General features: G+C 59.2%; 25 protein-coding genes and 1 pseudogene. 15 read left to right on the top strand and 11 right to left on the bottom strand.

The genetic code is table 11. The annotated features are described in order from the left end of the window. Nucleotides 1-144: 144 nt before the first annotated feature. From A7D21_RS02365 to A7D21_RS02330, 8 genes are all read right to left on the bottom strand, one after another. Nucleotides 145-1,086, bottom strand: coding sequence for an AraC family transcriptional regulator (locus A7D21_RS02365; RefSeq protein WP_053258013.1), 942 nt, complete (start codon nucleotides 1,084-1,086; stop codon nucleotides 145-147). Nucleotides 1,087-1,112: 26 nt separating this feature from the next. Further along, nucleotides 1,113-1,946, bottom strand: a complete 834-nt coding sequence (locus A7D21_RS02360; RefSeq protein WP_053257151.1) for an oxidoreductase — start codon at nucleotides 1,944-1,946, stop codon at nucleotides 1,113-1,115. 215 nt (nucleotides 1,947-2,161) lie between these two features. After that, a complete protein-coding gene (locus A7D21_RS02355) occupies nucleotides 2,162-3,523 on the bottom strand; it encodes a DUF6602 domain-containing protein (protein WP_069550994.1) in 1,362 nt (453 codons plus the stop codon). A gap of 93 nt (nucleotides 3,524-3,616) precedes the next feature. Next, complete coding sequence (locus A7D21_RS02350; RefSeq protein ID WP_069550993.1) at nucleotides 3,617-4,564, bottom strand: hypothetical protein; 948 nt, start codon at nucleotides 4,562-4,564, stop codon at nucleotides 3,617-3,619. 435 nt (nucleotides 4,565-4,999) lie between these two features. Further along, complete coding sequence (locus tag A7D21_RS02345; protein WP_069550992.1) at nucleotides 5,000-5,332, bottom strand: DUF6124 family protein; 333 nt, start codon at nucleotides 5,330-5,332, stop codon at nucleotides 5,000-5,002. Nucleotides 5,333-5,658: 326 nt separating this feature from the next. Further along, the gene (locus tag A7D21_RS02340) at nucleotides 5,659-6,909 is read right to left on the bottom strand and encodes an NAD(P)/FAD-dependent oxidoreductase (RefSeq protein ID WP_069550991.1); all 1,251 of its coding nucleotides are present in this window, start codon (nucleotides 6,907-6,909) and stop codon (nucleotides 5,659-5,661) included. 79 nt (nucleotides 6,910-6,988) lie between these two features. Beyond that, complete coding sequence (locus A7D21_RS02335) at nucleotides 6,989-7,429, bottom strand: type II 3-dehydroquinate dehydratase (protein ID WP_069550990.1); 441 nt, start codon at nucleotides 7,427-7,429, stop codon at nucleotides 6,989-6,991. Nucleotides 7,430-7,549: 120 nt separating this feature from the next. Then, a complete protein-coding gene (locus A7D21_RS02330) occupies nucleotides 7,550-7,972 on the bottom strand; it encodes a RidA family protein (RefSeq protein WP_053257146.1) in 423 nt (140 codons plus the stop codon). 194 nt (nucleotides 7,973-8,166) lie between these two features. On the opposite strand from A7D21_RS02330, the gene A7D21_RS02325 reads away from it, so the two are divergent. The 7 genes from A7D21_RS02325 (at nucleotide 8,167) to argE (ending at nucleotide 15,360) form a co-directional block, all read left to right on the top strand. Beyond that, a complete protein-coding gene (locus A7D21_RS02325; protein ID WP_069550989.1) occupies nucleotides 8,167-9,141 on the top strand; it encodes a LysR family transcriptional regulator in 975 nt (324 codons plus the stop codon). 324 nt (nucleotides 9,142-9,465) lie between these two features. Further along, nucleotides 9,466-10,983 (top strand): amino acid ABC transporter permease/ATP-binding protein, encoded by a 1,518-nt coding sequence (locus tag A7D21_RS02320; protein WP_053257144.1) that lies wholly within the window; start codon nucleotides 9,466-9,468, stop codon nucleotides 10,981-10,983. A 27-nt stretch (nucleotides 10,984-11,010) separates the two neighbouring features. Further along, nucleotides 11,011-11,883 carry a phytanoyl-CoA dioxygenase family protein gene (locus tag A7D21_RS02315; protein WP_053257143.1) on the top strand — a complete coding sequence of 291 codons (873 nt, stop codon included), beginning with the start codon at nucleotides 11,011-11,013 and terminating at the stop codon, nucleotides 11,881-11,883. A gap of 28 nt (nucleotides 11,884-11,911) precedes the next feature. Then, on the top strand, nucleotides 11,912-12,742 hold the full coding sequence (locus A7D21_RS02310) for an ABC transporter substrate-binding protein (RefSeq protein WP_053257142.1): 831 nt from the start codon (nucleotides 11,912-11,914) through the stop codon (nucleotides 12,740-12,742). Nucleotides 12,743-12,792: 50 nt separating this feature from the next. After that, nucleotides 12,793-13,524: a class II aldolase and adducin N-terminal domain-containing protein gene (locus tag A7D21_RS02305; protein WP_053257141.1), complete on the top strand. Its 732-nt coding sequence runs from the start codon at nucleotides 12,793-12,795 to the stop codon at nucleotides 13,522-13,524. A gap of 10 nt (nucleotides 13,525-13,534) precedes the next feature. Further along, the gene (locus A7D21_RS02300) at nucleotides 13,535-14,212 is read left to right on the top strand and encodes a DUF1028 domain-containing protein (RefSeq protein WP_053257140.1); all 678 of its coding nucleotides are present in this window, start codon (nucleotides 13,535-13,537) and stop codon (nucleotides 14,210-14,212) included. Next, complete coding sequence (gene argE, locus A7D21_RS02295) at nucleotides 14,209-15,360, top strand: acetylornithine deacetylase (RefSeq protein ID WP_053257139.1); 1,152 nt, start codon at nucleotides 14,209-14,211, stop codon at nucleotides 15,358-15,360. The genes A7D21_RS02300 and argE overlap by 4 nt, the downstream gene beginning before the upstream one ends. Nucleotides 15,361-15,431: 71 nt before the next feature. On the opposite strand, the gene A7D21_RS02290 is transcribed toward argE, so the two are convergent. Continuing rightward, a complete protein-coding gene (locus A7D21_RS02290; RefSeq protein ID WP_053257138.1) occupies nucleotides 15,432-16,670 on the bottom strand; it encodes an acyl-CoA dehydrogenase family protein in 1,239 nt (412 codons plus the stop codon). 272 nt (nucleotides 16,671-16,942) lie between these two features. On the opposite strand from A7D21_RS02290, the gene A7D21_RS02285 reads away from it, so the two are divergent. From A7D21_RS02285 to A7D21_RS02275, 4 genes and pseudogenes are all read left to right on the top strand, one after another. Further along, on the top strand, nucleotides 16,943-17,866 hold the full coding sequence (locus tag A7D21_RS02285; protein ID WP_053257137.1) for an ABC transporter substrate-binding protein: 924 nt from the start codon (nucleotides 16,943-16,945) through the stop codon (nucleotides 17,864-17,866). Between the two features lie 137 nt (nucleotides 17,867-18,003). Beyond that, nucleotides 18,004-18,306 (top strand): annotated as a pseudogene (locus A7D21_RS34125) (type II toxin-antitoxin system RelE/ParE family toxin). 1 nt (nucleotide 18,307) lies between these two features. Then, complete coding sequence (locus A7D21_RS02280; RefSeq protein ID WP_064453295.1) at nucleotides 18,308-18,682, top strand: addiction module antidote protein; 375 nt, start codon at nucleotides 18,308-18,310, stop codon at nucleotides 18,680-18,682. A gap of 133 nt (nucleotides 18,683-18,815) precedes the next feature. Further along, on the top strand, nucleotides 18,816-19,766 hold the full coding sequence (locus A7D21_RS02275; RefSeq protein WP_069550988.1) for a DHH family phosphoesterase: 951 nt from the start codon (nucleotides 18,816-18,818) through the stop codon (nucleotides 19,764-19,766). On the opposite strand, the gene gudD is transcribed toward A7D21_RS02275, so the two are convergent. Together gudD and A7D21_RS02265 are read right to left on the bottom strand one after the other, a co-directional pair. Continuing rightward, the gene (gudD, locus tag A7D21_RS02270) at nucleotides 19,735-21,069 is read right to left on the bottom strand and encodes a glucarate dehydratase (protein ID WP_069550987.1); all 1,335 of its coding nucleotides are present in this window, start codon (nucleotides 21,067-21,069) and stop codon (nucleotides 19,735-19,737) included. The two genes, A7D21_RS02275 and gudD, sit on opposite strands and share 32 nt — an antisense overlap. 19 nt (nucleotides 21,070-21,088) lie before the next feature. Then, nucleotides 21,089-22,450, bottom strand: a complete 1,362-nt coding sequence (locus A7D21_RS02265; protein WP_069550986.1) for an MFS transporter — start codon at nucleotides 22,448-22,450, stop codon at nucleotides 21,089-21,091. A 338-nt stretch (nucleotides 22,451-22,788) separates the two neighbouring features. On the opposite strand from A7D21_RS02265, the gene A7D21_RS02260 reads away from it, so the two are divergent. The 4 genes from A7D21_RS02260 to A7D21_RS02245 all read left to right on the top strand — a co-directional run bounded on the left by A7D21_RS02260 (nucleotide 22,789) and on the right by A7D21_RS02245 (nucleotide 25,437). Beyond that, nucleotides 22,789-23,499: a FadR/GntR family transcriptional regulator gene (locus A7D21_RS02260; protein WP_053257132.1), complete on the top strand. Its 711-nt coding sequence runs from the start codon at nucleotides 22,789-22,791 to the stop codon at nucleotides 23,497-23,499. A gap of 24 nt (nucleotides 23,500-23,523) precedes the next feature. Next, the gene (locus A7D21_RS02255) at nucleotides 23,524-24,255 is read left to right on the top strand and encodes a tRNA (adenine(22)-N(1))-methyltransferase TrmK (RefSeq protein WP_069550985.1); all 732 of its coding nucleotides are present in this window, start codon (nucleotides 23,524-23,526) and stop codon (nucleotides 24,253-24,255) included. A gap of 220 nt (nucleotides 24,256-24,475) precedes the next feature. Then, nucleotides 24,476-25,048 carry an ATP phosphoribosyltransferase regulatory subunit gene (locus A7D21_RS02250; RefSeq protein WP_053257130.1) on the top strand — a complete coding sequence of 191 codons (573 nt, stop codon included), beginning with the start codon at nucleotides 24,476-24,478 and terminating at the stop codon, nucleotides 25,046-25,048. An 89-nt stretch (nucleotides 25,049-25,137) separates the two neighbouring features. Continuing rightward, nucleotides 25,138-25,437, top strand: coding sequence for a DUF3144 domain-containing protein (locus tag A7D21_RS02245; protein WP_069550984.1), 300 nt, complete (start codon nucleotides 25,138-25,140; stop codon nucleotides 25,435-25,437). Nucleotides 25,438-25,650 lie beyond the last annotated feature (213 nt).

Raw genomic sequence — 25,650 nt, 5'->3', positions numbered from 1 at the left:
CGCGCTCAAAAACGGTTTTACACAGCCTCGACCTTAAGCAGACGTTAGAGCAGGGTAAATAAAGTCGTCCCCTTTCTCCGCATACTGAAACAGCACGGCGTTCACATGCCTACTGGCGCCGGGCAAGACAGGATTGATTGAAGCTCAGTGTGATGACACGAATGGCGACGGGGTTGTCGGTGCAGGCAACGCGTACGTCTGTTTCATCCACGCCACCTCCGCTATCGGTGTGCGGCCGAAGAGGCGCTTGAAGTCGCGGCTAAATTGCGAAGCACTTTCATATCCCACCAGAAAGGCCGATTTGGCCGCTGTCAGGTCGTTACGCAGCATCAGTAATCGCGCTTGATGTAACCGCGTCGACTTGAGGTACTGCATAGGCGAGGAATCCGTCACCTTGCGAAAATGTAGATGAAAGTTAGGCACACTCATCTGCGCTTCCTGGGCCAGGTCTTCTACATCCAGATGCTCGTGGTAACAGCGGTGAATTTTGTAAATGGCACGTGTCACCTTGCCGAACTGACCCCGCTGGGCGATGGCCGCGCGTAGGGTGCCGCCTTGTTCGCCGGTGAGGATGCGGTAGTAGAGTTCGCGCAGCATCGCCGGGCCAAGGATTTGCGCGTCGGTGCGGTCGCCCATCACTTCCAGAAAATGCAGGGTCGACTGGCGTAGCGGTTCATCCATGGGCGAGGCGTACATGCCCATCGGCTGAGCCACTCTTATGTTCCATACCTTATCGACCTGCTGAATCAGCTCGCCGGCCAGGGCGAAATCCAGACGCAGGTAAATCGCCAGCATCGGCTCCGCCTCGCTGGCATCGGTCTCTATTGTAAACGGCACTGGCACCGACACCACCAGATAATGCTGGGCGTCATAGACGTAAATTTCATCACCCAGATAACCGCGTTTCTGCCCCTGACAGAGAATGACAATTCCCGGTTCATACAAAACCGGCGTGCGCGTCAGCGGCCGGTTGGAACGCAGAAAACGCACATCATCCAGCGGGCTCAGGTTGTAACCCTCCAACGGTGCAAGCTGGCTCATCAACTGCACGATACGCGCTGTGCTCGGGCTCTCGGGTTTCGGCATCGACATTACGTCCTCCCCTTTCATGCTCAGCCGTCCGTAGAACAGCTAAGCGTCTCCCATTGCTCAATACTCTCCGCCGTCCGGTGCAGCTTGTCACGCACCAGAGCCAGGGCATCGCTGCCCAACAGTAAGTGAGCCGGTGGGTTGGGGCTCGCGATAATCGTCAGCATCGCGCGTGCGGCTTTTTGTGGATCGCCCAGTTGATGGCCGCTTTTTTCCTCACGGGCTTTTCGTACCGGGTCGAAAGTCGCATCGTAGTCACTTATGCTGCGCGGCGTACGCTGCATCGAACGACCTGCCCAGTCCGTTCGGAACGACCCCGGCGCCACAGCCGTGACAAAAATATTGAAGGGTGCAAGCTCCTTGCTCAACGTGTCAGAGATGCCCTCCAGTGCAAATTTGCTGCCGCAGTAATAAGCAATGCCCGGCATGGTGATATAGCCGCCCATGGACGTGATATTCAGGATATGCCCCGCCCGCCGCTGGCGAAAATACGGCACGAATGCCTTGGTCATCGCCACCGCGCCGAATACATTGACGTCGAACTGGCGGCGCATTTCCGCCAACGACGACTCCTCGAAAATCCCCTCGTGGCCATACCCCGCGTTGTTAACCAGCACATCCACAGGGCCATACTGATCCTCAACAGCGGCGACCACTGCGTCAATGGCATTAAAGTCGGTAACGTCCAGCACCACACAATGGGCCCGACCAGGCGAGAGCGCCTGGAAGATTGCCAAAGAGGATTCGCTGCGGACAGTGCCGATCACTCGATGGCCTTGGGCGAGAGCTTCCTTAGCCAGGGCCTGGCCGAAGCCGCTACTCACGCCGGTGATAAAAATGGTTTTTTCTGCACTCATGGGACGCACTCCTGAAGATATAAGGTGAGGCCATGCTAGGGCGGAGAGCGGTTGGGGGACTATGCCGGATTGGATTTTAGTATTGCCTGATTCTATCGGAGTGCTCGGTGAGCAACCTGAAGTCTGATGACAGGAAACGAGACCAAAGAAGGAGATAGGGGGCAGACCACCATTATTGAAAACGTGGTCTGACTACTATTCTCTTATTCTCCGCCTCAAACTGGCAGAGAGGCTTCAAAGTTTTCTTCTCCGTCGAGCCATTGTTGGGCGTTAAGAATGAGACGCTCCATTTCCTCAATAGCATCGTATTCCGCCTGATCTTCGTCAAAACCGAAGTAGGCGCCCCAACTGTCATTCCCCTCTCTGAGATCTTTGATCCTTCTGCTAAATGTGTCCTCTCCTAACATTCTCCCCATATAATCTATTTTGAACGGCTTCATGCCGCCGAATTTCAGATGAGATAATAGGCTTTGTATAAAAAAACTCGACTGACTTTCTAGTTCGGACGCGCTGCTTTTGGAATACAAGACTGGTACGAGTCTCTTATTTTCATTTCTAGTGTATCGAGTGTATGCAAACGCCCTGTTTATAACGCATGCACAGGTTAAATGCTGAAATGGCCGCATTATCAGTTCACCTGGTGCGCCTTGAGCTTGTGCATTATAGTCCGTGTAGAAGTTTGCTATTTTCTCATAAATTGCGTCGCTCTTTAATGCGCTTTGAAAAGCGAATATACCTTTAAAGAACGGAGGCTCATAATCGTCTAAATAGGACGTTGAATGTAACAGCTCCAACGCAGACTCAAGATTGCTAGAGGTTAGCTCGGTCTTGACTTCAATGACGGCACGCACCGACTCTTCAGGTACAATTACAAGGTCCCCTTCGCGGAATATAGGTGCGTAGTCAACGCGATCATATATCAATATATCGATTTGCCGAGAGAGTCCGAAAATGAAACCTGTTGCAACGTGATAGCGCTCAGGCAAGTGCTTTCTGAGTAAACTTTGAAGTAGGTTTTCACGATAAGTCCCCACGGTGGGGCCATGATCAATGATGAATCTGACACGCTGGCTCAACGATGCTAGTTCCCCAGCGATCGTCGCAGAAAACTTTCGCTGTTTTTCTCGAGTTCGCTGAGCGGGAGAAAGAGAGAATGAAACACCATCTTTTTTACATGATGCAATTACGAATTCAGCAGCAGTAAGGCAGCGTAATATCCAAGGGACCTGAGCATCACTATCGAATCCGTATTTGTTTCTGTGCTCGAGTATCGCCTGGGTGAGTGCGTCGAGTGTTAATGTTTTTTGGCTGCCGAGTAATGCGCAAACCAAATCGCCCACACGTCGCATTGATGCTGCAAGTTCTTTGTGGTGTTCAGGTGTGAAGAACGAAAAGGGATAGATCAATAATGTATGCTGCTTGGTTATTGGAACCCAGCGAAGATTTTTATCACTGATAAATTCATTTTGAGGCGCTAGCACATAGTGAAGATTTGTTATTTGTCTGATTCTATAACAAGCTATTTTATCCCAGGGGTCTTCCGTAGAGACGCAAATATCGGAGACTTTCAGTTCCATCGACTATTTTCCTTAATCAAAAAGCGTGTCTCGTAAACGTATGCGGCTGCTGTTGGTAGGTTTGCTGGTAATGTTTTTTGTGTGATGGGTACGTTAATTACCAGCTCTAAAAAAATCCGCCACTGTGCCATCTAGCAAGCCAGTCAGCGTAGCCCTTGCCCGAATGAACTCTTGGTTAAGCTCTACGGAAGTTTGAAATCGCTGCTCGAAACTGTCGAATATCGCGTTGGCTTTTTTTGGGCAGGAGGGCATGGTAGGCGCAAAAAGTTTTAGAGTTGTAATCGCGTCGAAATATATGACCTCGGTGTCCGGCAGGAATTTAGTTGCCTTGGCCTCAATCAACCTCCCAAAAGATTGGTTCGCGCCCGATATTACGGGGGCTATCATTACCCATGCCTCAGGCAGTTTGTTTAACGATTTTCTATTTATTACGTGGTCGGCATCTAAGGTCTGATCCAACTGAAAAAGCAAGTGTGCGCTTTTGATTGCTGTCTGCTGGCTTTGTGCAGCATCCATGAAGTTAGAGGCTTGCTGATGAAACTCCTGTGACAGTCGTTTGCGCTTCGCGTCACTAATATTTTTTCGAATGTCTTTTGCTTCAAGTGCCCTCGCCAGCCCAGTACAGTACTCGGCCGCCAACTTATGGTGTTCCAGCAGGCTCGTTGAGCGATGAGTATTGATCCATGCAATGATGGCATTTCTGTACAGGTTTGATTTTGCTCGAACCCAAACGAATTGTTGGCCCCTTAAGAGCTCGCAACCCTCCTTGCTCCCAATCGTTATGAGCGCTTGAGTTTTTGACAGGCCCGGAATAGGGCAGATCTCTTGTTTTTTTGTATCCGCCCACGCCAGTAGTTCCTTCTGTGACTTGAACGCTGCTGGTAAGGCTCTAAATGTCTTGCTCATCTCAAACGCTACAAGTAAGGACATTTGAAATTGTAAGTAAATATAGTTTAGAAAGGACCATCTGGCGTTGTCCTTAGATACCGCGACTAGCTCTTCGTACTGCACCAAAGCGCTTCTGTTTAACTTGAAATTCATTGCCTTCCTTGTTTGCGGTTTTTAGGTTGGAGTGTTGTCGCGTTACATAATCTGTCGCTTTTCACGATAGGGGCCTTTTACTTTCCCCCTCAATAGTGGTCGAACAGTGAGCGTTGTACACGGCATGCGTCTTACACTGATAAGTCGGTAAAAGGTAGCTTAAGGCCATCATTGGCGTCTACCTCGGAGCAATCCTGTGCGCCAGCTTTTCTCTTCAGGCAGGTCCTGGGGAATGTTTGCTTTGGATTGTTTTCAGTGTTTCAACGCCAAAAAAAATGGTGGTCAAGCACAGTCCTGTTCTTTCATGCCTTCTTGCCCCGTGGCTTTCAGCACCAGGGCGCGCGTGAATACCCCAGCAAAACCAAAAAAATCGCCGATTCGCCATCAACCTCATCACAACAAATCGGCGATTTTTCCGGCCGTACTGCTGAGCCTTTAGCCGCCAGCGACAGCGGCCTCGCGCTCCATCAGTCTATCCATCAACAACACCCCCAACTCACTCAACTGGTGAATCGCCAGCGCCACATCGCGCTGTTTCCCGGTCAGGTCTTCTGACAGGTCGAGCAGCAAGGTGGTGACGGAGGAAAAGGTTTCATAGCTGTTGGTGATCAGGGTTTCGCTGCTGGCGTCGGCGGCAACGCTGAACAAACCCGGTGGTGATGACGGTGGGGCGGTTTCTGGATTCAGGTAGTGATCAATCGCACGATGCGCAGCCTGATTGAGTTTCAGGTCCGGTTCGTTCGGAGGGTTGGGCGTAACTTTGAACATACTTGGAATTTCCCACTTTAGGGCCGCCACCTCTGAGCTACTAAACAAAGGGGTGGCAGCTGTGCGCAGGTTAGTAGACCGGGGAATTCCAAGAAAGCCGGCGCGCCCGAGGACGCCCTGCACACAGCCACCATCAAGCACGGACTAGACCGTCCGAAAGATGATGCTTATGCACTGACTGGAATAACCCCAGGCTACTAAACCCGATCACTGAGTGTTCAGCGACCGAGCAACCTTAGAGACGCCCACTCAAGCGCACAAGCCGGCGGATTCTGACGCAAGCGTAGGCAAGGGAGCAAGGCGCTGTCGCCTCGGACCTTGCTGTTTCAGGGCTTGTTGTAGGACATGTACGCATTCTGCAAAACAATATGATCGGCCACGTACTTCGCGTCGTGCCAAACCCCATAGATAAACGACGACGCGCGGTTCACCAGGTTCGGCAGGCCGAGGAAATAAATCCCGCTTTGTGCCGAGATCCCGCGCTTGTGAAACGGCTCGCCTTTTTCGTCGAACGCATCGACCTTCAACCAACTGAAATCGAACGTGAAGCCGGTGGCCCAGAGAATGCTGGTCACGCCGGCCTCGGCGAGGTCCAGGCTCAGGATCGGGTTAACCAGGCAGTCCGGGTCGGGCAGCAGCTCCCAGGCTTGCGGTTCGAGAGGGAACGCCAGACCGTTGGCTTCGATGTAGGCGTCGGCGTCGCGCAGTACATCAAAGTAGGCGCGGTCGCCTTCCGCCACGTTGTCGGCCAGGCCCGGTGCAAAGGTCATCACGCCGTCGTCCCAGCTGCGCGTCACGCCGACCAGGTTGATGCCTTGGTGCGCCAGGCGGCGGAAGTCGACGGTCTTACCGCCTTCGTAGCCGCTGACGGCAAAGGCCACGTGCTTTTTCTTCGGCTGTATTTTGACTTCGTCCCACAAGCCCAGGGCGCCAAGCCACCAGCAGTAGTCGCGGCTGCGGTAGGCGCGGGGCGGGCGGTAGTGTTCGCCCACGGAGAGGTACACGGTCCTGCCGGCCTTTTGCAGTTCTTCGGCGATTTGTGAGCCGGAGGCGCCGGCGCCTACCACCAGCACTGCGCCTTCGGGTAACTGAGCAGGATTTTTGTAGGCCGAGGAGTGCAGTTGGTGCACCGGCGCCGTGGCGGGAACGATAGCCGGCATCGACGGGCGCTGGAACGGGCCGGTGGCGGCCACGACATTATTGGCCTCGATCACGCCTGCGGAGGTGGTGACTTTGAAGCCGGGGCGGCCTACGTGGCGTTCCACGTGTTGGACTTCCACACCGGTGCGCACGGGGGCCTGCAATTTTTTAACATAGGCTTCGAAGTAGTCGGCCATGCGCTCTTTGGGCGGGAAGGCTTCGGGCGAGATGCCTTCAAATGTCAGCCCCGGAAAGCGGTCGTGCCAGGCCGGGCCGTTGGCGACCAGCGAATCCCAACGCTCCGAGCGCCAGCGTTCGGCGATGCGGTGGCGTTCCAGCACGATGTGGGGCACACCCATCAGGGACAGGTGTTCGCTCATGGCGACGCCGGCCTGGCCTGCGCCGACTACCAGCGTGTTGATTGTTTCGACGGACATAGGCGTTTCCTGAGAGTAAGGGGTTGTCTGTAACACCGAAGATCCCGTGTGGAAGCTGGCGGTGTTTTCGAGCCGGTATTTACGGTTTGAGCAACGCGGCCAGCGCCGTCAGTGCCAGTTCATAACCCAACGCCCCCAACCCGGCGATCACGCCGGTGGCGGCCTTGGACACGTAGGAGTAATGCCTGAAGTGCTCGCGCTGCCAGATGTTGCTCATGTGCGCTTCGATGATCGGGCCGTCGAACGTCAGCAGTGCGTCGAGGATCGGCACGGAGCTGTAGGTGAGCCCGGCGGCGTTGATCACGATGGCGTCGGCGTGCAGCCGGGCCTCTTGAATCCAGTCCACCAGCACGCCTTCGTGGTTGCTTTGGCGAAAGTCCAGGGCCAGGCCCAGCCCGGCGGCGTGGTGCTGGCAGCGCGCTTCGATGCTGGCGAAACTCTCGCTGCCGTAGGTGCCGTGTTTGTCCAGCCCGTAGAGGTTGGCGTTCGGCCCATTGAGGAAAAACACGCGATGGGGCATGGGGCTCTCCCGATTAATGGGCGACGGTCAGCAGCACTGTGCCTGCCTGGGGCGTCAGCACCCGGCGCTCTACCTGGTGCAGCACGTCAGGCCCGCCCGGCTCGCGGGCAATCATCGCTTTCATACGCTCCAGTCATCCGGCACAACGGCGATCACATCGATTTCCATCAACCATTCCGGCTGGCCCAGGCCGGAAATCACCAGGCCGGTGGAAATCGGGAACACGCCTTTGAGCCATTTACCCACTTCCTGATACACCGGCTCGCGGTAACGCGGGTCGATCAGGTAGGTGGTGGTTTTGACGATATGCGACAGGTCGGAGCCTGCCTCTTCAAGCAGTTGCTTGACGTTTTTCATCGCCTGTTCGGCCTGGGCGCGTGGGTCGCCGAGGCCGACCAGGTTGCCGTCGAAATCGGTGCCGATCTGGCCGCGCACATAAACGGTGTTGCCGGCGCGCACGGCCTGGCACAGGTCGTTGTCCAGCGCCTGGTTAGGGTAGGTCTGGCGGGTGTTGAACATGCGGATGCGGGTGTGGGTGGGCATGGCGGGCAACTCATCGAACGCGGGATGAAACAAGCTTCACATCGCCCTCGTTCTCGCGAAACCAGCATTTGCGCGGGGTAGTGCTTAGGAAAAACCGAAGCCTGTGCCCCTCATCGGCACAGCGCAGGGCCGGCGATGACCCGGCACGAACCCTGCAACGCGACCCCTACAGTCATTGTTGAGGGGCAGGCGTAATGCTCAGTCGGATTACTCAGCGTCAACTGGAGTATTTTGTGGCGTCGGGAGAGGCCGGCAGCATCAGTGCTGCGGCTGAACGCATCCATGTGTCGTCGCCTTCCATCTCGGCGGCCATCACTCATATGGAGGCCGAGCTGGGCATTCAGCTGTTTATTCGGCACCACGCGCAGGGTATTTCCCTCACGGCGGTGGGGCGCCAGGTGATGCAGGAGGCCAAGCTGATTCTGGAGCAGATGACCAACCTCTACACCATCGCCTCGGAGTCGTTGAACACCGTGCGCGGGCCGTTGCGGGTGGGCTGCCTGGAGTCGCTGGCGCCGATGATCACGCCCGAGTTGGTGTTCGGGTTTGGCCGTGCGTTTCCTGGCGTGCGGCTGACCCAGGCCGAAGGCAACCATGAGGAACTGCTGGAAAAACTGCGCAGCGGCGAGCTGGACATCGCGCTGACCTACGACCTGGTGACCAGCCCGGACATCGACTTCCAACCCCTGGCGCACCTGCCGCCGTATGTGATGGTCGGCGAGTATCACCCGCTGGCGAACCTGCCGGCGGTGAGCATGCAGGACCTTGAGGCGTATCCGGTGGTGTTGCTCGACACGCCCTGGAGCCGCGACTATTTCCTCAGCCTGTTCATGCAGGCGGGCACCACGCCAAACATCATCATGCGCTCCACCAACCTCGAAACGGTGCGGGCGATGGTGGGCAATGGCATTGGTTATTCGTTTGCCAATGCACGGCCCAAATCGAACCTGTCCCAGGATGGCAAGCGCGTGATTCGCCTGCGCCTGGCCGGCGCCCATCGGCCGATGCGGCTGGGCTACGCCACGGCGAGCAACACGCAGCTGTCGCGCGTGGTGGCGGCGTTTGCCGAGCGCTGCCGGCTGTTTGTGTCCGACCAGTACATCCCCGGCATGGCCCCGCCGAGATTTTTTGACCCGCATGCGGTGCGGGTGCTGGGTGGTGTGAGCTGAGTTTGCACCAAAAGGTGGCGGGCGCGGTGTGGCGCATCCAGGCGCGCACTGTTTCGGGCAGGGCGTAAACCTTCCAGCACCACCTGTTCAGTGTGGGCGCTGGCTTGCCTGCGATACAGGCACCGAGGTGTGGCAGGTCCACTCAGGTGATGCCATCGCAGGCAGGCAAGCCAGCGGCCACATGGGAATGTCGGTGTTTCCTGGCTGCATAGGTTCTGCCTACCCAGTGGGCCGGGTTTTACGAATTGACCCCAAGTGCCTCCCCCCACGACTCTCATCCCATCGATGCAGATCAACTTCTTTTGAGTTCAAGGCACCGCGACGATGACATTCGACTGGAACTACCTGTTTGGTTTGCTCGGCGACGCCGAGTTCTGGCGAGCCACATGGACGGTGATCAAGCTCAGCACCCTGACCTGGCTCTTAAGCATTGCCCTGGGCTTTCTGTTGGCGCTGGCCAAGCAATCCAAACAGCCGCTGCTCAGCCTGCCGGCCCGTGGCTATATCTGGTTGTTCCGCAGCTTGCCGTTGCTGGTGCTGCTGATCTTTATCTACAACTTGCCCCAGGCGCTGCCGGGTACGTCGGCGGTGCTCGCCGACCCGTTCTGGTCCGGCCTGTTGGCGCTGGTGATTTGCGAAACGGCGTATGTGGCCGAGATCCATCGCGGCGGTTTGCTGTCGATTCCCAAAGGGCAGGGCGAGGCGGCGCGGGCGCTCGGCTTGAAGTTCTTCGGCACCCAGTGGCGCGTGGTCATTCCCCAGGCCTTGCGGGTGGCGTTGCCGTCGCTGGCCAACGAATACATCTCGATCGTCAAGCTCACGTCGCTGGTGTCGGTGATCTCGCTGACCGAAATCCTGATGGTCGGCCAGCGCCTGTATTCGCAGAACTTCCTGGTCATCGAAACCATGGCGGCGGTGGCGTTCTTCTACGTGTTGATCGTCACTGTGTTCGATTTTTTGCTCAAGCGCCTGGAGCGCTTTCTCGACGTCAACCAACGCAACGTGTCCCGTGTGCCGGACGCGGCGGTGCTGGCCCTGGCCACGCAACAGGGCCCAGCGTTGCAGCGCCCGGCGAGCACCGGTGCATCGGCGTTGCAAGCCACGCGGTTGCACAAGGCTTACAACGATATTGAAGTGCTGGGCTCAGTCAATTTGCAGATTCAGCCGGGTGAAGTGGTGTCGGTGATCGGCCCGTCCGGCTCCGGCAAGACCACGTTGATCCGCCTGCTCAATGGCCTTGAACAGCTGGACAACGGCGAGATCACGATCAATGGCCAGCCGTTCATTCACCTCAACAAAGTCGGTGCGCAGAAACCCGAGTACGTCGAGCACGCCGAGCATCGCCTGAACATCGGCATGGTGTTCCAGAGCTTCAACCTGTTCCCGCATTTGAGTGTGCTCGACAACCTGCTGATGGCGCCCAAATACCATCGCCTGGGGCGTACCGACGCGCTCAAGCAACAGGCCTACGCGCTGTTGCACAAGGTGGGCATGCTCGACCACGCCTGGAAGTACCCGCACCAGTTGTCCGGCGGCCAGCAACAGCGTGTGGCCATCGCCCGCGCCTTGATGATGCGCCCGCAAATCATGCTGTTTGACGAGCCCACCTCGGCGCTCGACCCCGAAAAAGTCAACGAAGTGCTGCAGGTCATCGAAGCCCTGGCCGGGGAGGGCATCACCATGGTGATCGTCACCCACGAGATGAACTTCGCCTTCAAGGTCTCCGACCGCATCGTGTTCATGGAGAAGGGCCGTGTGGTGTGCGACGACACCCCGCAGGCGTTGCGCAGCGGCCACAACCCACGCGTGGAGGCGTTCCTCAAGGACGTCTCGCTGGCGTGATCTCGTTAACGTTCAGGACACAACACTATGATCGAGCAAGCTCAAATCGAACAGTTCCAGCGCGACGGATTCCTGGTGGTAGAAGGCGTGCTGTCGCTAAACGACGTGGCCGCGTTGCAACATGACTTCGACCAGTGGGTGGAAGAGAGCCGCAGCCACGACCAGGGGTGGGGCGCCACGCTGGACGGTCGCGCCCGCTTTGACCTGGAAGGCGACCACCGCCCGGATCACCCGTCATTGCGCCGGGTGAGTTCGCCTACCGAGATTTCCCCGGTGTATGAGCGCGTGGCGTTGCACTCGCGGATGGCCGCGATTTCCGCGCAGTTGATCGGCGCGGGCGGCGCGCGTTTTCATCACAGCAAAATCAATTCGAAACTGCCGCACACCGCGACCCAGGTGAAGTGGCACCAGGACTTTCTGTTCACGCCCCACAGCAACGACGACATTGTGACGGCCCTGCTGATGGTCAGTGAAGTGACCCCGCAAAACGGTCCGCTGAATGTGATCCCCGGCAGCCACAAAGGCCCGCTCTGGTCGCACTGGCAGAACCAACGGTTCACCGGTTCGGTGGAGGATGCGGTGGTCGAAGAACACTGCCAGCAACCGGTCGCCTGTTACGGCCCGGCCGGCTCGGTGTGCTTCATGCACACGCGCCTTTTACATGCATCGAGCCCTAACGAGACCGAACTGCCGCGCACCCTGTTTATCAGCGTATACGCCGCTGAAGACGCGCTGCCATTTGGCGAAAACCCGCTGCCCAGTGCACACGCCGGCCGGTTGGTGGCCGGTGAAGAAAGTGGTTGGGTGCGCGCCACCAACAACCAGATGCGCTTGCCGCAAAAACCCCGTGGCGCGTCCTTTTTTGTGCAACAGGCCGGCCAAGATTCCGCGACTGCCTAACCCCCTGAAACCCTTGCAGGTAATGACCATGACAGCATCCAAACAAAGTGTTCGCCCTCTTGCCGTGTGCCTGCTGGGCGCTGCGGTTGCACTGACCTCCTTGGCGGCTTCGGCGTTCCAGCAGGAAGGCAAGCTTATCGCCGGTTCCGATGTGACGTTCTTTCCCTATGAGTACATGGACAACAACAAACCCGCCGGCTTTGATATCGAGTTTATGGACGGCCTGGGCAAGGTCATGGGCCGCAAGGTCGAGACCCTCGACACGCGTTTTCCCAACCTGATCACTGGCCTGCAGGCCGGGCGGTTCGACCTGACCAACTCGTCGATGTACATCACGGCAGAGCGGGTCAAAGTCATCGACATGATCCCGTACCTGAAAAGCGGCGAGTCGATCCTCACCCTCAAGGACAGCGCCTTCCAGCCCAAGACCCCGGAAGAGTTCTGCGGCCACAAGATCGGCTCCATGGGCGCCACGTCATGGCTGGCGCAGATGAACAAGTTGTCGACTGACTATTGCGTGGCCAAGGGGTTGAAGCCGATTCAGATCAGCGAATACAGCACCGACCCGCAAACCACTCAGGCGTTGCTGGCCCACGCGGTGGAAGCGCAGATCACCGACGCCGCCGTGGCCCGTGGTGTGGTCGACAAGCTGGGCAGCCGCGTGGTGATTTCTTCCGACACCCTGATCTACCCGGTGCTGAACGGCTTTGGCGTGAAGAAGGGCAATGACACGGTGAAGAAAGCCCTGCTCGAGGGGCTGGAAAAATACCGCGCCACCCCGGAATACGCGGCCTTGCTCAAGAAGTACAACTTTGAGGCCCCAACCGACGCCGACATCGCGGCGCTGATGCCCCAGTAAGCCTGGCGCGCGGCCGCAGCCTTGCGGTCGCGCCTTGCGGAGACCGATTCATGGCGTTATCCCTTGAAGAACAGACGCGCATCGACCTGGCGGCGACCTTTCGCATCATTGCGCATGTGGGCATGCACGAAGCGGTGGCCAACCACTTCAGCGCCGCCGTGTCGGCCGATGGCAAACAGTTTTTGCTCAACCCGAAGTGGAAGCACTTTTCGCGTATGCGTGCCAGTGACCTGTTGCTGTTGAACGCCGACGATCCTGCCAGCGCCGAGCACCCGAATGTGGACGCCACCGCCTGGTCCATCCACGGGCAGATTCACCGCCTGCTGCCGCAAACCCGCGCGGTGTTGCACTTGCACCCGGTCTACACCACGGCAGTGGCGTGCCTGGCCAGGCCGCATGTGCCGCCGATTGACCAGAACACCGCGCGGTACTTCAACCGTGTGGCCGTGGACGAATTGTATGGCGGCATGGCGGACACCGAAGCCGAGGGCGCGCGCCTGGCCGGCTTGCTCGATGGCAAACGTCGTTTGTTGATGGGTAACCACGGTGTGATGGTGACGGCGGCGTCTATCGGTGAGGCCTTCGACGACATCTGGACCCTGGAGCGGGCCTGCCAGATTCTGGTGACGGCGTGGTCCACCGGCCAGCCGCTGCGGGTGCTGTCGGATGAAGTGGCGGAAAAAACCGCACGGGGCTGGGAAGGTATCGCGGATTTTTCCCGGCAGCACTTTGAAGAAATGAAGCAGTTGATGATCGACGCCGACCCTTCGGTGCTCGACTGAGGGCTTTTTTATGACGTTTTCCGTTGTGGCTCGCTGCGCCGAGACCGGCCAGTTGGGCATTGCGATCAGCTCTTCAAGCATTGCCGTGGGCGCGCGTTGCCCGTGGCTGCGCCCCGGTGTGGGCGCGGTGGCGTCGCAGAACATCACCTTGCCGAGCCTGGGCCCGCAGATTCTCGACGTGCTCGGGCAGGGCGTGGCGCCGAGTGAGGCGCTGGCGCAGGTCATCGCCGGTCAGGCACATAGCCAATATCGCCAGGTCACGGTGATTGATCATCACGGCCGTACTGCGCATTTCAGCGGTGCACACACCCTCGGCCTTCATGCGGCGCAGAGCGGTGAGCAGTGCGTGGCGGCGGGCAATATGCTGGCTGATGCTGGCGTGATCGACGCCATGGTGCGTGCTTTCGAACGCGCCCCCGGGCAGCTTGCCGAACGCTTGCTGGCCGCACTGCACGCCGGGCAGGCCAGCGGCGGCGAGGCCGGCCCGGTGCATTCGGCCGCCCTGGTGGTGGTCGATGACCTGCTATGGCCGATCGTCAATTTGCGTGTGGACTGGGCCGATGAAGACCCGATCGGTGCCCTCGACCAACTCTGGCAGGCCTATCGCGGCCAACTGCAGGACTACATCGACCGCGCCATCAACCCGCAACACGCACCGGGCTATGCGGTGCCGGGAGATGACCGATGAGCAACAGCCGTGAGCTGCTGGCGCACCTAGTGCGCTTTGATACCACCAGCCGTGAATCCAACCTGGCCTTGATCGACTTCGTGCGCACCTATTTGCAAGGCCACGGGGTGGCCTCTGAGCTGCTGTTCAATGAGCAAAAGAGCAAGGCCAACCTGCTGGCAACCATCGGCCCGGCCGGGCTGCCCGGCATTGTGTTGTCCGGCCACACGGATGGGGTGCCAGTGGATGGCCAGCATTGGACGGTCGCGCCGTTCGACCTCACGGAACAGGACGGCAAGTTGTATGGCCGTGGCACGGCCGATATGAAGGGCTTCATCGCGTGTGTACTGGCTCAGGTGCCGGCGCTGGTGCAGGCGCCGTTGCGGATGCCGGTGCATATCGCGCTGTCCTATGACGAAGAGGTTGGCTGCCTGGGCGTACGCGCGTTGATCGAGAGGTTCCACGCGCAGCCGGTCAAGCCGCTGCTGTGCGTGATCGGTGAGCCGACCGAACTCAAGCCGGTGCTGGGTCACAAGGGCAAGCTGGCGTTGCGCTGCGAAGTGCATGGTGCGGCATGCCATTCGGCCTACGCGCCGTCCGGGGTCAACGCCATCGAATACGCCGCGCAGTTGATCGGTGAACTGGTGCGCCTCGGTGAAACGCTCAAGGCGCCGCAGCACCTTGACCCGCGATTTGACCCGCCGTTTTCCACGGTTCAAACCGGCCTGATAAACGGCGGCAAAGCGCTGAATATCGTCCCGCAAAATTGCACGTTTGAGTTTGAAGTGCGCGCGCTGCCAGCCCAGGACCCCTGGCACGTGGCGGACGCGTTACGCGGCTACGCCGAACACCGCGTGTTGCCGGCGATGCAGGCAGTGAGCGAGCAGTGCGCGATCAGCTTCAGCGAACTGTCGAGTTACCCGGGCCTGGCCACCTCGGCCGAAAGCCAGGCGGCGGCCTGGGTTGCCGAGTTTTGTGGTTCGGCGGCGTATGGCACGGTGGCCTTCGGCACTGAAGGCGGGTTGTTTGATCAGGCCGGTATCCCGACCGTGGTGTGCGGGCCGGGCAGTATGGCGCAGGGGCATAAGCCGGATGAATTCATCAGCCTGGAACAGTTGGCGGCGTGTGATCGGATGCTCGCGCGGGTGGTGGCATTTGTCAGCCGCTGACTTCAACGCCTGCCGAAGCCATGCACGGCTGAGCACCTTTGCCCGGTGGTGTGGCTGCAACCGAGCAAGGCTCAAGCCTTGGCCACACCCACCCGCCACTGCGCCGGCGGCAGCACGCCATTGACCAGGTAATGGCCGACAATCCGCGACTTGTACACCCGTGGATTGTGGTTCGCCAATGTGCGCGCATTGCGCCATAGCCGGTCCAGCGCCTTGTTGCTCGCCGTTGCACTGGCGCCCAGCGCGTCGAACAGCGCGGTGGTCGCGGCGAGCGTTGCGTCGACCACCGGGTTCACCGCCAGGCACACCTCCAATTCCGCCAGCGCCACCTGCGGGTCGTCGTCATGCAGCGGTTGCTCGTGGGCGATCACATATTGCGCAGTCGTCTCCAGGCGCTGCGCCGCTTGCTGGCTGATGGCTTGCGCGGCATACGCCTGGCTGGCGACTTCGCCGATCACTTGCAGCAGTTGCACGTCGTGCGCGGCGGTGTCGGCGTTGCCGGTGGTGAAGGTGCGGGCGCGCTGGCTGAGCTCTTGCGCACCGCTCAATGCCGCGCGGCGGGCGATGCCGGCGAGGGTGCTGAGGTGGTAGATCTGGAAGAAGGATTGGCCGTAACCGAAGCGCTGGTGTGTGGGGCGCAGGTCGTCTTCTACCGGCACGTTGTCAAAGACGCACGTACCGCTGGCGGTGAGGCGTTGGCCGAAGCCGTTCCAGTCGTCGATGATCTGCACGCCAGGGGCGTTGAGGTCGACTACCACGCTGTACACCGTGCCGTCCTCGCCCGTGGCGATGGTGTTGATCAGGTCACTGTAGAGCGCGCCGGTGGTGTAGAACTTTTTGCCGCTGATGCGCAATCTGCCCTGTGCATCGCGGTGCAGGCGGGTCTCGAAATCGCCGCGGGCCTGGTTGCCGACTTCCGTGCTGCCGGGGGAGAGCAGCACGCCCTGGCCGAGTCGGTGCAGCCATTTGGCGCGCCAGTCGCGGTCCTTGGCGCAGAGTACGTCCTCGCAAAAACCAAAATGCCCGCGCAGGGCCTGGGTGATATTGGAGTCGGCGGCGGACAACTCGGTGAGCAGCGCGAGCAGTTCAACCAGGGTCGCGTCCTGGCCACCCTCACTCACGGGTAAGCGCCAACGGGGCAACCCGAGTTTATTCAGTTGTTGGATGACGGTGGTCAGGCTGGCGCGGGTTTGATCAGCCTCGGCGGCTTGCGCAAGGATCTGCGCAAACAGTGGGCGAAACGGTGCGGCCAGTTGTTCGTAACGGGCGGAGGGCGCACAGCCCCAGATATTCAAAGCGGGAGTCGACATGCAATGGACCTTGCAGAAAGGGATTCAGGCGCGGGGTCCAGTGGTCTGGTGGCGTCACCCTAACTCAGAGCGGGCAAAGTTTTTAATACGGAAAAAACCTATCGAGCTGCGTGGCAGTTCTATCGATAGTGCTCAACAGTATTAATCACCGCGCCTTTATTGCGATAGCTTCTAGGGGCGCCACACTCGGCGACCGACCAAACCTTTCCCTCTTCACCAGACTGCATGCACACAGATGGTTGAGTCAGCCATTAACCGTGTGGATGCCTTTCATGATCAATCGTCAAACACTGCTCGCCCTGCTGGGCCTGGCTTCGCTAACGCTGCACGGCCCGTCAGCCTCGGCGGCAGAGCCCCAGACCCTGACGGTGGGCGATCAGTTTTTCTCCAATCGCATCGTCCTGGAACTGTCGGGCGAGCTCAAAGACCTGCCGTACACAATCGACTTCAAGCGCTTTAACACCGGCTCCCCGGTGGCCTCGGCGGTTGCCAGTGGTGCGCTCGATGTGGGGATTGTCGGCGACACCCCGGTGATCAGCCTCGCCGCTAATGGGGCGCCAGTGAAAGTGGTGGCCAGTACCCAGACCAGCCTTGACGGTGTGGGCATCGTCGCGCGCAAAGGCATCCATTCGGTGGCCGACCTGAAAGGCAAGACTGTCGCGATCTGGAACGGCTCATGGAGCCAGCAACTGGCCTATAAAGCGCTGGATGAAGCCGGCGTACCGCGCAACAGCGTGACCTTCAAATTCCTGTTGCCGGCCGAAGCCAGCCTGGCACTGACCCAAGGCGACATTGATGCCTTCGGCACCTGGGAACCCTATGTGTCGTTGCAAGAGAAAGAAGGCAGCACGCTGATCCGCACTGCCAAGGGCTTGATGAGCGCACCGACCTACATCGTTGCGTATGAACCGGCGCTGGCGCAAAAAAGCGCGCTCATCAAAGACTTTGTCGCGCGCCTGACGCGTGCTCGGGTCTGGAGTAACACGCACGTTGATGAGTACGCCGAGGCATGGTCGAAGGCCAACCAGTCCGCACCGGAGATTGCCAAGGTGTGGTTCAAGCGTGACGCGATCAAGGTGCTGCCGATCTCGCCAACGATTGTCAGCGAGGCTCAGGCCACGGCGGATTTCCTGGTGGATGCGCAGATGCTCAAACAGCGGTATGACGTGACGCCGTTGTTTGATCGGGCGCTTTAAACGCGAGGGAAACAAGCGCTAATAGTATTGACCGCTTGATGGCACGGGGGCTGGGCTAGGGTTTTTTATTCCGGTAAGCGCCGGAATAAAAAATCACTGGCATCAGCAAGGAGTAGCCAGTAGGCTACAGGTGAAGCGTGACTAATTTGATCGGCAGGACGCCGGAGTTTGATACATGGCTCGACGGTACGAGGGATGTTTGGGGAAAAACTGCAATTCTGACCCGGCTGGATCGAGCCGAGGAAAACAATTTTGGCGATTGCGAACCCGTAGGCGATGGATTGAGTGAAATGCGTGTCTTCGTCGGGCCCGGCTACAGGGTGTAGTTTGTGCGCACGGGAATCACCGCTTACCTGATGCTGTGGGGAAGCGATAAAACCGATCAGAGGCGAGGAATCAAGCGGGCAAAAGAGATACTCGATGCCCTGAGAGGTCAATGAAATGAGCAAATCGACATTCAAACCCGAGGACATGCCGATCCTCGATCTCGATACATCAGGCACCCATGTCTATGAGGCTTCGCGCTTCCTGGACAGCCCCGAAATCATCAGCGCTTACCTGGCGCAAAGCCTTAAGTCCCAAGACCCGCAGATACTCATGAAGGCGCTCGCCGAAGTGGCCAAGGCCCAAGGCGTTAACAAGGTTGCCGAGGCGGCAGGGGTTAATCGGGAGAGTCTGTATAAAACCCTCAAGGGCGGCTCAAAAACGCGCTTTGAAACCATCAAGAAGCTGATGCTGGCGTTGGGCGTGGAACTCACTGTGCAACCTGTTGCAACGAGCGCACTTAAAAAATTGCCACGGCAAAACGGGCAATAGCCAGCAAAAGGCAGCGCTCAGCGTATCTTTGTGCAGGCCGTCATGTTCTTGTCACGCGCTCATGCGATTTTCCTCAGCCCCGAACCACCCCGCAACTGACTGCGCCTGAGCTGCACTTCAAGGAGATTCAATCATGAGGGTAGTGACCTCCGGCTCGGCCTATCTGGACATCGATGCGTACGCCTGCTGTATTGCGTACGCCGAACTGCTTAATCGCCAGGGCATTGAAGCGCGTGCGGTGAGCAGCGCACCGTTGAATTTCAGTATCTGCAAGAGCGTGCTCGACTGGAACGCGGCGCTGGACGAATACCGGCCCACGGCCGGCGATGAGTTCGTGTTGGTGGACGTCTCCGACTACCATCACTTCGACCCGAGTGTGGTGCTGGAACAGGTGCGGGAAGTCATCGACCATCATCCCGGCTTTGAGGTCCATTGGGCGCAAAAGCTGGGCGCGGGTGCCGATATCCGCGCAATCGGCGCAGCGGCGACACTGGTCTTCCAGCGGTGGGAAAAATCCGGCCTGATGCCGCAGATCAGCCGACACAGCGCGGCATTGTTGGCCACGGCGATTCTGGACAATACCCTGAACTTCACCGGGAAAATGACCACCGCCCTGGATATCTGGGCATACGAGGTGCTCGCGCAGCGGGCGGGGTTGTCCGCTGATTGGCCGGTGCGCTATTTCAGCGAATGCCAGGTGGCGATCGAGGCCGACCTGGTGAACGCCCTGGCAGCCGATATGAAACAGATGAGTGCCACGCGTAACGTGCCGCGGCTTATCGCGCAGATGACGGTGTGGGATGCGCAGGCGTTGATCCAGCGGCATCGCGCAGCCATTGAACAATGGCTGGCGACGCAAAGTGAAGACTGGTTGTTGAACGCCATCAGCATTCGCGAGCGCAAAAGCTATTGGCTGGCAGGGCCGTTGCTCAGCCGGCAAAAGTTGAGCCTGCTGCTCTCGCTCGATTGGCAAGGAGCGCTGGCGGTGCTGGGGCTCGCCATGCAGCGCAAGGAGCTGGTGACGCTGGCCTTGGCTGCCATGGACGAAGGGCTCAGCGTACCAGGCAAGGCTGTTTGTTGTTGAAGACCCAGCCCGGAATCAGGTACTGCATCGCCACACTGTCATTCCGTGCCCCAAGGCCCATGCCTTTGTACAGCGCGTGGGCCTTGGCCACGGCGTCCATGTCGATCTCCACGCCCAGGCCTGGCTTGGCCGGCACCTTCACGTAGCCGCCTTCGATTTTCAGCGGCTCGCGGGTCAGGCGCTGGCCGTCCTGCCAGATCCAGTGAGTGTCGATGGCGGTGATCTCGCCCGGCGCCGCTGCCGCCACCTGAGTGAACATCGCCAGGGAAATATCGAAGTGGTTGTTGGAGTGCGAACCCCAGGTCAGGCCCCAGTCATTGCACATCTGCGCCACGCGCACCGAGCCTTGCATCGTCCAGAAGTGCGGGTCGGCGAGCGGGATATCCACCGATTGCAGTTGGATGGCGTGGCCCATTTCGCGCCAATCGGTGGCGATCATGTTGGTCGCGGTTTTCAGCCCCGTGGCACGGCGAAATTCAGCCATGACTTCGCGGCCCGAGTAGCCATGTTCCGCGCCGCAGGGGTCTTCGGCGTAAGCGAGCACGTGGTGTTGATCGCGGCACAGGCGGATGGCTTCTTGCAATGACCATGCGCCGTTCGGGTCGAGGGTGATACGGGCATCCGGGAACCGTTCGGCCAGCGCCGTCACCGCTTCGATTTCTTCATCGCCACTCAATACACCGCCCTTGAGCTTGAAGTCGTTGAAGCCGTATTTTTCCTTGGCGGCTTCGGCCAGGCGCACCACCGCCTCGGCGGTCATGGCTTTTTCGTGACGCAACCGAAACCAGGCGTCATCCGCGTCGGCCTCGTTGCGGTAGGCCAGGTCGGTGGCGGTGCGATCGCCCACGTAAAACAGGTAGCCGAGCATTTTTACCGCGTCGCGCTGCTGGCCTTCGCCGAGCAAGGCGGCCACCGGCACGTCGAGGAATTGACCCAGCAGGTCGAGCAACGCGGCTTCCATGGCGGTGACGGCATGAATGGTGATGCGCAGGTCAAAGGTTTGCAGGCCACGGCCGGCGGCGTCCCTTGAGGCGAAGGTGGTACGCATCTGGTTGAGGATGCGCTGGTACTGGCCGATGGGTTGGCCGACCACCAGGCTGCGCGCGTCTTCCAGGGTTTCGCGAATGCGCTCGCCACCGGGCACTTCACCGACGCCGGTGTTGCCCGAGCTGTCTTTGAGAATCACGATGTTGCGCGTGAAGAACGGCCCGTGTGCGCCGCTCAGGTTCAGCAGCATGCTGTCGTGGCCGGCCACCGGGATGACTTGGAAATGGGTGACGATGGGTGACTTGGACGTGGTCATGGCAAGTTCCTGAATAAGCTTAAAGAGGTTTGCTGAGCGGGGCGCCCGTGGGCCCGCCGCTGTGTGACGTCAACACCGCAGAGGGCGAGGTCTTGGCGAAGAACACCAGGATCGCGGCGAGCACCGAGGTGCCGGCCAGGCCGTAAAGGCCGCCCTGGATCGACCCCGTGGTCTGTTCCAGAAAGCCGAAGGTGGTTGGGGCCACGAAGCCGCCCAGGTTGCCGATGGAGTTGATCAGCGCAATCACGGCGGCGGCGATGCGCACGTCCAGGTAACCCTGGGGGATTGGCCAGAACAGCGACGAAGCGGATTTGAAACCGATGGCCGCAAAACAAATCGCGACAAAGGCGAAGATCGGCCCGCCGGTGGTGGACATGAACATACCCGCTGCGGCAATCAACAACGCGGCGGCGACCCAGGCTTGCTGGAACTTGAACTTGCCCGACAGCGCAGCGAAGGCGTACATGGCGATGATTGAGATCAGCCAGGGGATCGAGTTGAACAGGCCGACCTGCACGTCACTCAGGTCTCCCATCTTCTTGATGATGCTCGGCAGCCAGAAGGTTGCGGCGTAAATCGTCAGCTGGATGCAGAAATACAAGGCGCAGAACAGCAGGATCTGGCGGTCTTGGAGCAGCTTGCCGAGGGTCGGTTTGACGCTGGTCAGCGCTTCACGCGCGCGCTGTTCCTGGTCGATGGCGCCCACCAGTGCGTCCTGTTCTTCGCGGCTCAGCCATTGGGCGTCGTGGGGTTTGGAGTCCAGCCAGAACCACACGAAGAACCCCAGTGCGACGGACGCCAGGCCCTCAATCGCAAACATCCATTGCCAGCCGTGGAAGCCGAAGCCTTCGATTTGCAACAAGGCCCCCGACAATGGGCCGGAGATCAGCGACGCAACCGCCGAGCCGCTGAGGAAGATCGCAATCGCTTTGCCGCGTTCCACACCCGGCAACCAGCGGGTGAAGTAGTAGATCACCCCAGGGAAAAAGCCGGCCTCGGCCACGCCCAACAGAAAGCGCAGCACATAGAACTGGGTTTCGTTCTGGATGAACGCCATCAATGTGGCGACGATGCCCCAGGTGAACATGATGCGGGTCAGCCAGATTCGCGCGCCGACCTTTTGCAGGAGCATGTTGGAGGGCACTTCAAACAGCGCGTAACCGATGAAAAACAGCCCGGCGCCGAGGCCGTAGGCGGCTGCGCCGATGCCCAGGTCATGCTCCATGTGCGTACGCACGAAGCCGATATTGACTCGGTCGATGTAGTTGAGGATGAACATGATCACGAACAGCGGGAGCACGTGGCCCTTCACTTTACTCACGGCGCACGTGAGGACCGAATCACGTTCTGAAGCGACAGATGCATGGCTTGAATTGTTCACAATTCAAAACTCCCCCTGATTTATTTTTATGCGGGTTTGCGTGTTTTGTTGATAGACATCATACAAGTTGATTTCGCGAATTCGCAATCCGCTCGGCAATGTATTTGTTCTTATAAGGCCGCTGGCTGACTGGGTTTATTGGTTATTAGCCAATAAATAAAGGGCTTTTCTGCTTTTTTTGAGAGGGTTCAGGCGGGCGAGCACCTGCCGGTACAGAAAATGGCGTGTGCCCCATTAAGGTTGGTTGTCATACAAGTTGAGTGCTTTATCAATCAACCCAGCGGCGCCGCCAAACAGGGTGTTAAGCTCCCATCAGCCCAACCCCGTGGACGCCGATGATGCCCATTGAAAACCCAAGCCTTGTGCGTAAACGCCCCAATAACCTGGCCCAGGGCGTGGTCGACGCGCTGACCCAGCGCATCCTGCTCGGGCAGCTCAAACCGGGTGAAAAACTGCCGTCGGAATCCACCATCGTGCTTGAGCACGGCGTGAGCCGCACGGTGGTGCGCGAGGCGATTTCCAAGCTGCAGGCTTCCGGGCTGGTGGAGACGCGTCACGGCATCGGCACCTTCGTGCTGGAGCCGCATGCCCAGCAGGGTTTGCGCTTGCATGTGGACACCGTCGCCAGCGTGCGTAACATGCTTGAACTGCGCCTGGGCCTTGAGGTGCAGGCTGTGGCGCTGGCCGCCCTGCGCCGGAGTGACGAGCAACTGGCGCGCATGCGCGAGGCGCTGAACGACTACCAGGCCTCGCTCGCCAACCACGACAGTTGCGTGGAAGAGGACAAACGCTTTCATCAACTGATCGCCGAGGCCACCGGCAATACCTTTTTTACCGAGATCATGCTGCACCTGGGCAATGCGATGATCCCGCGCACTCAGGTCAAGGGCGTTGAACGCGGCGGGGCGGATTTCGCCAAGTTGGGGCAGTTGGCAAACCTGGAGCATGAGGCGATCTTCAATGCGATCAAGCGTCAGGACCCTGATGCGGCGCGGGCGGCCATGGTGCTGCACCTGACCAACAGCCGGGACCGGTTTTCGGGTGAGTAAATTTGTGGTGATAAGGAACAACCGTTGAACGAACACACATTGTCCATGCGCCTGGAGCGCGTGGCGGCGCAGGTGCCGCTGGGTGCGCGCCTGGCCGATATCGGCTCGGATCACGGCTACCTGCCGGTGGCGCTGATGCGCCGTGGTGTGATCACGGCGGCGGTGGCGGGGGAGGTCGCGACCACACCGTTTTACGCAGCCGAGCGCACGGTGCGCGACAACGGCCTGGCACAGCACATCCGCGTGCGCCTGGCCGATGGTCTGGCGGCCATCGAGCCAGGCGACGGCATCACCGCGATCAGCCTCTGCGGCATGGGCGGCGAGACCATTCGCGACATCCTCGCCAGCGGCGCGGCGCACTTGAGTGGCCGCGAACGCCTGATCCTGCAACCCAACGGTGGCGAGCAACCCTTGCGCCGGTGGCTGATGGACAGCGGCTACCCGATCCTGCATGAGGAGCTGCTGCGGGAAAACCGGTTTTACTACGAGATCATCGTCGCCGAGCGCGCCGAGCCGGTCACCTACAGCGCCGAACAGCTGTACTTCGGCCCGCTGCACCTGCAGGCGCGTAGCCCGGTGTTCCTGGCCAAATGGCAGCGCACGCTGCGCCAAAAGCAGAAGACCCTGGCCGGCTTTGAGCAGGCGCGTCAAGCCGTGCCGGAGCACAAGCGCGAAGAGATCGCCCAGCACATACGCTGGATTACTGCGCTGTTGGCTTGTCATGGTTCCCAGGACTGTGCCAGGATCAGCCCATGACTGAATTTTCGCCAAGCAACCGCCATCATCATCACGGACCTTCCCTCAGGTGCCGCGGTTGCTTGTGCTCACGGATTGATCAGAACCTCTGATCACTCAATGAACCACCCCCCAAGGCGCCCACGGCGCCTTTTTTATTGCCTTGAAAAAATGGAGATTCAACACATGACCATGCTGCGCGGAACGCGAATTGTGACGGGTAAAGAAGCGCAAATGATGCGTGAAATTGAGGGCCGCTTCCGGAGCTATCTTCATCGAAGCGGGCGCTGAAGAAGCCATCGTCCCCGCGCTGTGGGGCCAGGACACGTTTATCGAAAAAGCCGGCGGCAGTGAAATCATCGGGCAGATGTGGGCCTTCGCCGACAAGGCAGGCCGCCCGTGCTGCCTGATCCCGGAAGCCACCGCGCTGTTCCAGGAACGCAGCGCCGTTTTGCTGAATGGGCGAGCAGAGGCGATGTTTTTCTACGTGGCACGGTGTTACCGATATGAACGGCCGCAAGCCGGCCGCTATCGCGAATTCACCCAGCTGGGCCTGGAGATTCTCAGCCCCGACCCTGGGTTGGCGTTGCAGCGCAGCCAGGCCCTTTGCAGCGGGTTTTTGAATACGCTGGGGCTCGACTATGAGCTGAACCTGGCGGTGAAGCGCGGGTTGAGTTACTACCTGCAAGGCAATGGCTTCGAAGTGCGCTGCCCGACGTTGGGGGCGCAACAGCAAGTCGTGGGCGGCGGCGCGTATCGAGAGGGCGCCGGTTTCGGCATCGGGCTTGAGCGGTTGGTGCTGGCCTTGATGTGAGGTTCAAAGACGCCTCCCCGGAGGCGTCTCCTCGGCGCCGGCCGGATATGCTCCAATAGCGGCCTCATTTGCCCTCCAGGAACCCGATCATGGCCGACGCCACCGACCAAGCCTTCTACGACCGTGCAGACGCCCATATCGAACTGTCGAACGAACAGCTTAAAACCTGCGAAAACCTCGGCGAGGTCAGCGCTTCAATGATGTTCGGCACCACGCGCTTCAACGCCTGGGCCAGCGCGCGCAATTTCAAATCCGGCGCTGAAATGGCCCAAGCACGGGAAGCGATGCTGAAGTATTTCTGTGATCAGTACCGGATGATGCTGGAGGATAACCTGGACGATCACATTAATAATTTCAGCCAGTACATGCTCGTTAAAGCAACGGACTGAAGCACGCGTATCGGGGCGTGCGTCAGGTGATGGCGGGGCGAGTTACCGTTTCACTCTGCCCATTGAGTGCTTTCGCCCCATTTTCGCGCACGCCTGTGCACCTGCGCCGCGCCGCATTGCCTATCTACGGCCTCTGCACCAACGGCCCGTATCTTGCTTGAGCCAACTTAATCAATGACATGGCATTTTGCTTCTAGTCATTTCCAGGTTGTT

This window comes from Pseudomonas sp. AP19 (genome assembly GCF_001728855.1).
Classification (GTDB): domain Bacteria; phylum Pseudomonadota; class Gammaproteobacteria; order Pseudomonadales; family Pseudomonadaceae; genus Aquipseudomonas; species Aquipseudomonas fluorescens.
Note: the sequence above shows the minus strand (reverse complement) of the source record. Positions and strands in the feature narration are given on the sequence as shown.

What these genes read in the sequence shown, in the direction of transcription:
- A7D21_RS02335 (WP_069550990.1), bottom strand. Translation starts at nt 7,429, where the DNA reads ATGCCCCATCGCGTGTTTTTCCTCAATGGGCCGAACGCCAACCTCTAC.
- argE (WP_053257139.1), top strand. Translation starts at nt 14,209, where the DNA reads ATGAGCAACAGCCGTGAGCTGCTGGCGCACCTAGTGCGCTTTGATACC.
- A7D21_RS02280 (WP_064453295.1), top strand. Translation starts at nt 18,308, where the DNA reads ATGAGCAAATCGACATTCAAACCCGAGGACATGCCGATCCTCGATCTC.
- A7D21_RS02360 (WP_053257151.1), bottom strand. Translation starts at nt 1,946, where the DNA reads ATGAGTGCAGAAAAAACCATTTTTATCACCGGCGTGAGTAGCGGCTTC.
- A7D21_RS02320 (WP_053257144.1), top strand. Translation starts at nt 9,466, where the DNA reads ATGACATTCGACTGGAACTACCTGTTTGGTTTGCTCGGCGACGCCGAG.
- A7D21_RS02310 (WP_053257142.1), top strand. Translation starts at nt 11,912, where the DNA reads ATGACAGCATCCAAACAAAGTGTTCGCCCTCTTGCCGTGTGCCTGCTG.
- A7D21_RS02245 (WP_069550984.1), top strand. Translation starts at nt 25,138, where the DNA reads ATGGCCGACGCCACCGACCAAGCCTTCTACGACCGTGCAGACGCCCAT.
- A7D21_RS02290 (WP_053257138.1), bottom strand. Translation starts at nt 16,670, where the DNA reads ATGTCGACTCCCGCTTTGAATATCTGGGGCTGTGCGCCCTCCGCCCGT.
- A7D21_RS02260 (WP_053257132.1), top strand. Translation starts at nt 22,789, where the DNA reads ATGCCCATTGAAAACCCAAGCCTTGTGCGTAAACGCCCCAATAACCTG.
- A7D21_RS02365 (WP_053258013.1), bottom strand. Translation starts at nt 1,086, where the DNA reads ATGCCGAAACCCGAGAGCCCGAGCACAGCGCGTATCGTGCAGTTGATG.
- A7D21_RS02275 (WP_069550988.1), top strand. Translation starts at nt 18,816, where the DNA reads ATGAGGGTAGTGACCTCCGGCTCGGCCTATCTGGACATCGATGCGTAC.
- gudD (WP_069550987.1), bottom strand. Translation starts at nt 21,069, where the DNA reads ATGACCACGTCCAAGTCACCCATCGTCACCCATTTCCAAGTCATCCCG.
- A7D21_RS02315 (WP_053257143.1), top strand. Translation starts at nt 11,011, where the DNA reads ATGATCGAGCAAGCTCAAATCGAACAGTTCCAGCGCGACGGATTCCTG.
- A7D21_RS02350 (WP_069550993.1), bottom strand. Translation starts at nt 4,564, where the DNA reads ATGAATTTCAAGTTAAACAGAAGCGCTTTGGTGCAGTACGAAGAGCTA.
- A7D21_RS02300 (WP_053257140.1), top strand. Translation starts at nt 13,535, where the DNA reads ATGACGTTTTCCGTTGTGGCTCGCTGCGCCGAGACCGGCCAGTTGGGC.
- A7D21_RS02330 (WP_053257146.1), bottom strand. Translation starts at nt 7,972, where the DNA reads ATGCCCACCCACACCCGCATCCGCATGTTCAACACCCGCCAGACCTAC.
- A7D21_RS02345 (WP_069550992.1), bottom strand. Translation starts at nt 5,332, where the DNA reads ATGTTCAAAGTTACGCCCAACCCTCCGAACGAACCGGACCTGAAACTC.
- A7D21_RS02355 (WP_069550994.1), bottom strand. Translation starts at nt 3,523, where the DNA reads ATGGAACTGAAAGTCTCCGATATTTGCGTCTCTACGGAAGACCCCTGG.
- A7D21_RS02305 (WP_053257141.1), top strand. Translation starts at nt 12,793, where the DNA reads ATGGCGTTATCCCTTGAAGAACAGACGCGCATCGACCTGGCGGCGACC.
- A7D21_RS02340 (WP_069550991.1), bottom strand. Translation starts at nt 6,909, where the DNA reads ATGTCCGTCGAAACAATCAACACGCTGGTAGTCGGCGCAGGCCAGGCC.
- A7D21_RS02285 (WP_053257137.1), top strand. Translation starts at nt 16,943, where the DNA reads ATGATCAATCGTCAAACACTGCTCGCCCTGCTGGGCCTGGCTTCGCTA.
- A7D21_RS02325 (WP_069550989.1), top strand. Translation starts at nt 8,167, where the DNA reads ATGCTCAGTCGGATTACTCAGCGTCAACTGGAGTATTTTGTGGCGTCG.